The organism is Thermodesulfovibrionales bacterium (assembly GCA_035622735.1).
Lineage (GTDB): Bacteria > Nitrospirota > Thermodesulfovibrionia > Thermodesulfovibrionales > UBA9159 > DASPUT01.
This window is the reverse complement of record DASPUT010000083.1, coordinates 1-5,212: the sequence shown is the minus strand read 5'-3', so window position 1 is coordinate 5,212 and position 5,212 is coordinate 1. Positions and strand designations below refer to the sequence as shown.

At 50.6% G+C, this 5,212-nt stretch carries 5 protein-coding genes; all 5 read left to right on the top strand.

Annotated features, from left to right (window positions below):
• A partial coding sequence (locus tag VEI96_04710; GenBank protein ID HXX57280.1) for a hypothetical protein occupies positions 1-196 on the top strand: 196 nt, incomplete at its 5' end.
• A gap of 359 nt (positions 197-555) precedes the next feature.
• Complete coding sequence (locus tag VEI96_04705) at positions 556-1,494, top strand: hypothetical protein (GenBank protein ID HXX57279.1); 939 nt, start codon at positions 556-558, stop codon at positions 1,492-1,494.
• Complete coding sequence (locus tag VEI96_04700; GenBank protein ID HXX57278.1) at positions 1,487-2,230, top strand: cytochrome b/b6 domain-containing protein; 744 nt, start codon at positions 1,487-1,489, stop codon at positions 2,228-2,230. The genes VEI96_04705 and VEI96_04700 overlap by 8 nt, the downstream gene beginning before the upstream one ends.
• Before the next feature lie 23 nt (positions 2,231-2,253).
• Positions 2,254-3,015, top strand: coding sequence for a c(7)-type cytochrome triheme domain-containing protein (locus tag VEI96_04695; protein ID HXX57277.1), 762 nt, complete (start codon positions 2,254-2,256; stop codon positions 3,013-3,015).
• Positions 3,016-3,156: 141 nt separating this feature from the next.
• The coding region (locus tag VEI96_04690; GenBank protein ID HXX57276.1) for a M1 family aminopeptidase at positions 3,157-5,212 on the top strand (2,056 nt) is incomplete at its 3' end.

The following is a 5,212-nucleotide window of genomic DNA, read 5'->3' as shown; positions in this document are numbered from 1 at the left end:
GCCACTGCAGGCCACGGTGTTGCTGAGGGTAGCGACGGCGGTCGGGATACTCATGGGGATCACGTGTGTGGGGTTCATGAGCATCGTGGCAGGGGCTGTATTGGGGACAGCAGCAGGTTATCTGGCAGAAGCGGTTTCAGCCGCTCTTAAGGAAAAGGCGCCGGCAGAGACTGCCGAAGTGAAAGTTACTGAATAGACCTCACCACGAGATGGGGATAAGGTCCCCATCTCGTGGATTTGGAATCCTTCTTTTCTCGACCACGATACCATATGTCCAATTTTATCGTCCCTTCCCTTTTATCATCGCCCTCTGTCTGCAGGATTCACGAATCATGTAAATTTATAAAAGCATCAAACTTTTCACTTGAAAATCCAAAAGGTAAATTGTAAAATCTTTTGTTTTTATAAGATGAACTTATAATTGTGAATGGAAAGTACAGACGAGATGAACCGCGGTTCACGATTCCCGACACCCCGCAGATACCCTGTATCTGCCTCATGGCGACATTGTCTGTCAGGCTCGCATAAATCAGACTCTCATAAAGAGGAGGAGATATGAAAAAGTTTTTACTCGCACTGATGCTCCTGCCGGCATTACTCTCATTTCCTTCGCTGCCGGCATCTGCCGACACCTTCACCTGTCTGGCCTGTCACAGTTCCATGAAAGGGAAGGTCAAGACGGAGAAAGGATCCATCATCGAAGTCAATATCGACGAGGAACGTTTCTCCAAGTCTGTTCATGGCACACTCGGATGTACGACATGCCATAAGGCCTTCAGAGACAACCCCCATGAATCTCCGAAGGGGGAGGTCTCAAGAGAGGTGGCGGAAACAGCGAACCTCATATCTCCGAAAGCAGGGACAGACCCCACGGCCTACGCGGCGTGCAGTGAATGTCATAGTGATACCTATAAGGCGGTATTGGGAAGCGCACACGGCAAGAATATCGTCGAAAAGAAGCAGAAAGACGGCGCCTTCTGTCTCGATTGTCATGGTTCAGCACATTATATCATGCCGACCAAGTCGAAGGAGTCCATGGTCAATCGGTGGAACGTCGTCGAGACGTGCGGCAAGTGCCACTACAACGATGAGATGATGAAGAAGTACGGCCTCGGGTCGTACATCATAGAGATGTACAAGGAAAACTTTCACGGGAGAAAATATAGGCTGGGACATCCGGATGCCCCGGAATGCGTTAATTGTCACGGTTCCCACGACATCAGGAAATGGGACGACCCAGCATCCCCGGTTTCATGGCAAAGAAGGGCGGAGACCTGTGGCAAATGTCACCCCGGCGCAACCAAGAAATTCGTGACCGCGGTGACCCATAAGCCTGCAGGGAAGGACAACCCGATACCCTACTATGGCGAAAAATTCCTGATTGTCCTGACTGTTTCTGTCTTCATCTTCATTATCAGCCATGTGACGCTCAGCGCCTTATCAGACATAAGAGACCGCTTCTTCAGGAAAAGAAAGGAGAAATCCCATGACTAAGGAAAAGGCACCCGAGTATTACCGCTTCAACCTGACATTCAGGCTTCAGCATATAATCCTCATGGTAACATTCATACTGCTCGCATTCACCGGTTGGGCGATGAAATACCCCGAGCCGACACTAGAGCATGCAAGCTGGCTGGTCAGGATGTGGGGCGGCGCGAAGATGGCAGGGCTCATCCACAGGATAGCAGGGGTCACGATGATCTTCGACTTTATCTGGCATGTTCTCTACCTCTTCTACCTCTTGGGCACGGGAAAGACGCGGTTCCATCCGACGACAACGATAGTACCCGTACCGAGCGATATAGAGAATTTTGTCATGAACATCCGCTATTTCTTGGGATTGAGCAGTGAAAAACCCCGATTCGGAAGATTCAACTATCTGCAGAAGTTCGATTATTGGGCGGTCTTCTGGGGCATGGGGATTATCGGTCTTTCAGGACTTGCACTTGCATTCCCGATTCAGGCGCAGCATCTCTTCCCACAGTGGAGCCTGAACTGGATATGGGAACTCCTGTCGGTCCTTCATAGTGATGAGGCCCTTCTCGCCATCGTATTCATCCTCTTCATTCACTTCTATAACGAGCACCTCACGCTGGAGAAGTTCCCGATGCATACGCTCTGGATAACCGGGAGAATGCCCGTAGAGGAGTGGAAGCACGAACACCCCCTCGAATACGAACTCGAGCGTAAGGAAAACCCCGGGTCCTTCGAGAACCGGAAAGGTTCTTAAGGCGCGACATGGAGGGTAATGGGATGAGGTGGGTCATATACGTCAGTCTCCTTATGCTCTTTGTCTCCTGTTCTTCCCACGTCGAAAAAGAGAAAGGCGGAGAAAAGCAGCCCCGAACCGAGCGGTTTGTTACGAGGGATCAGGCAGCGGCTGAGATCCCCTGTTTCAAGTGCCACTCATACGAAAGATTCTCCTCACGGGGGAAAGGGGTATTTCCCCATATGCTTCATAGAGACGCGGGGTATCACTGTAACCAGTGCCATACCTTTACGGGACATCATCCGATGGAGATCCACACAGAGGTCTGCAAGGATTGTCATAGTCTGAAGACCTTCTCCTTCGCCGCCTCAGCGTTCCCTGTCAAATACGACCATGAATTCCACGCGAAGTTAGGGTGCCGGGAATGCCATCTCGGGATATTTCCGATGAAAAAAGGGTCGACGGTGATAACCATGGATGCTCTTTATAAGGGAATGTACTGCGGGAAGTGCCACAACGGGAAGCGGGCCTTCGCTTCGGCGGAGTGCGCACGATGCCATGATATGAAAGCATTCGATAAGGATCTCCGCTACAAGGTCGAAGGGATCGGTGACGTGGTCTTCAGTCACAAATTCCACACGGCGATGTTTCCCTGTAATGACTGCCATACAAAATTTTTTGCCATGAAGAAGAGTCAAGGCAAAATGACGATGGACGATATGAACAAGGGGAAGTTCTGCGGGGGCTGTCATAACGGTACCGCCGCTACACCAGTTTCAGAGTGCGGGAAATGTCATAAGGCCTGAGGAAGTCAGCGAGGTAACGAATAGGAAGAAAAGGGAAGGGATGAAACAGTGCCCTTCCTTTTTTTCCTCGCGCTATGTCACCGATGAAGAGAACCACCGATGGTTTATCCCGCTCATTTTTGTTATAGTGTTTTACATGCCATGAAAAGACACATTCAGGGATTGCAGTCGGTCGTGGCATTAATACTCGGCATGATGATTGTCTCGCTCCTTGCGTTCCCCCAGCTGGCATTCTCTGAAGGATTGCCCGAAATCGTTACATCACTGACCTTTGATATGGGAAGAAAGACGATGAAGGGTATTTCGAAGATTAGGTTTCCTCATGAAGATGATACCCTCATCCGGACCGGTGGACTGAAGGTGCTTTCCGTGAAGCTCAATGGCGATTCCCTGAAGCCTGTCTTCACAGAGGGATACCTGAAAGTTAACGTGGCGAGAGAGAGTATTATCGAAATAGAGTACGAGTGCTCGTCGGAGCAGAATACCTCCTGCATCATCGATGAAAAAGGCATATTACTCACCGGCAGCTGGTATCCTTCCCCTGAGGGTCTCGTCTATCATAGGCTGAGCGCGCTCGTGCCGAAAGATCTTACTGCCGTCTCCGAGGCCGAGGAGATAGAGAGGCAGGAAAGAACTGAAGGAAATCTCTTCTCCTTCACGTTTCGACATCCCCTTGACGGCACAAGTTTCATCGCCGCCAGGTTCACCGTAAGAAGAGACCGCTTTAGGGACACCGAATTATACGGCTATTTCTTCCCCGAGGACAGCGGACTTGCTGATACCTATCTGGAACACACAAAGAAATACCTCGAACTCTATCAAGGCATCATCGGGGAATTCCCGTTCAAGAGGTTTTCAGTTGTCGAGAATTTTCTCCCCACCGGATATTCGATGCCGACCTTCACGCTCCTCGGTCAGGACGTAATACGGCTTCCCTTCATCGTCAGGACATCCCTCGGGCACGAGATACTCCACCAGTGGCTCGGAAATCTCGTCTACGTAGACTACGAGAAGGGCAATTGGGCGGAAGGATTGACCACGTACCTCGCCGACCACTTCTACGAAGAACGGGAGGGACGAGGTTGGCAGTACCGAAAACAGATACTTATCGACTTTGAGAGCTACGTCAATGATGAGAATGACTTTCCTCTCAGGGATTTCCGGTCGCGGACCGATTTCGCATCGAAGGCGGTCGGTTACGGAAAGGCGTCGATGGTATTCCACATGCTCAAGGGGCTTATCGGTGAAGAGCCGTTCTCTAAGTCATTAAAGAGCTTTGTTGAGGCCGAACGTTTCCGGAGGGCATCCTGGGACGACATAAGGACTGTTTTCGAGAAAACCACGGGGAGGGAACTGGGCTGGTTCTTCAGGCAGTGGGTCGATGAAAAGGGATATCCGCTCCTCGCGATTAAGGATCTATCGGTAAGTCCGAGGGGTCTTCAGTCGGCTGTTTCCTTTGATGTTGCCCAGAACGGATATCTCTACACTTTGAATATACCTCTTTCGATAAAGGCAAGGAGTCAACAGACTGAAGAGACCATGACGGTGAACGAGAAGAAACAGCACTTCGAAATCGCCAGCGGCGGAAACCCGGAGAAAATGATCATCGACAAAAACTACGACCTATTCAGGAGGCTTGCCGAGAAAGAGATACCTCCTGTCATCGCTGAACTCCTCGGAGAAAAGAAGGGTTTTCTCATACTGCCTTTCGGGGAAAAGGAAGATTCAACCTACCCCTACGCGATCGAGTTCTTCAGCGAGAGGGGCTTTACGCCAAGGAAGTACGAAGAGATGAGGGATGAAGACCTACGGAGGACCTCTGGAGTAATCCTGGGATATGGGAACCCCCTCGTAAGGAGACTCTTCGGCGATATAGAAAAACCTTTTCCCGGTTTTGTTATCGCGGTAAAAAAGAACCCCCTCGACGTGTCAAAGGTCATCGCGATCGTTGACGGCGCTTCGCGAGAAGAAGTCAGGGCAGCGCTGCCGAAGCTCCTCCATTACGGCAAATACAGTCTCCTTGCCTTTGAGGGAGGAAGAAATACTGAGAAGACGATAGCTGAAAGCGAAAGGGGATGGATCATGCCTATAAGGGAACCCGTTCTCGGAATCGAGCTGGCGAAGACGACGACCTTATCCGATATAACCGAGAGGATCTCCGGCAAAAAGATTATCTACGCGGGTGAGACGCACGATA

What these genes read in the sequence shown, in the direction of transcription:
- VEI96_04705 (HXX57279.1), top strand. Translation starts at nt 556, where the DNA reads ATGAAAAAGTTTTTACTCGCACTGATGCTCCTGCCGGCATTACTCTCA.
- VEI96_04700 (HXX57278.1), top strand. Translation starts at nt 1,487, where the DNA reads ATGACTAAGGAAAAGGCACCCGAGTATTACCGCTTCAACCTGACATTC.
- VEI96_04695 (HXX57277.1), top strand. Translation starts at nt 2,254, where the DNA reads ATGAGGTGGGTCATATACGTCAGTCTCCTTATGCTCTTTGTCTCCTGT.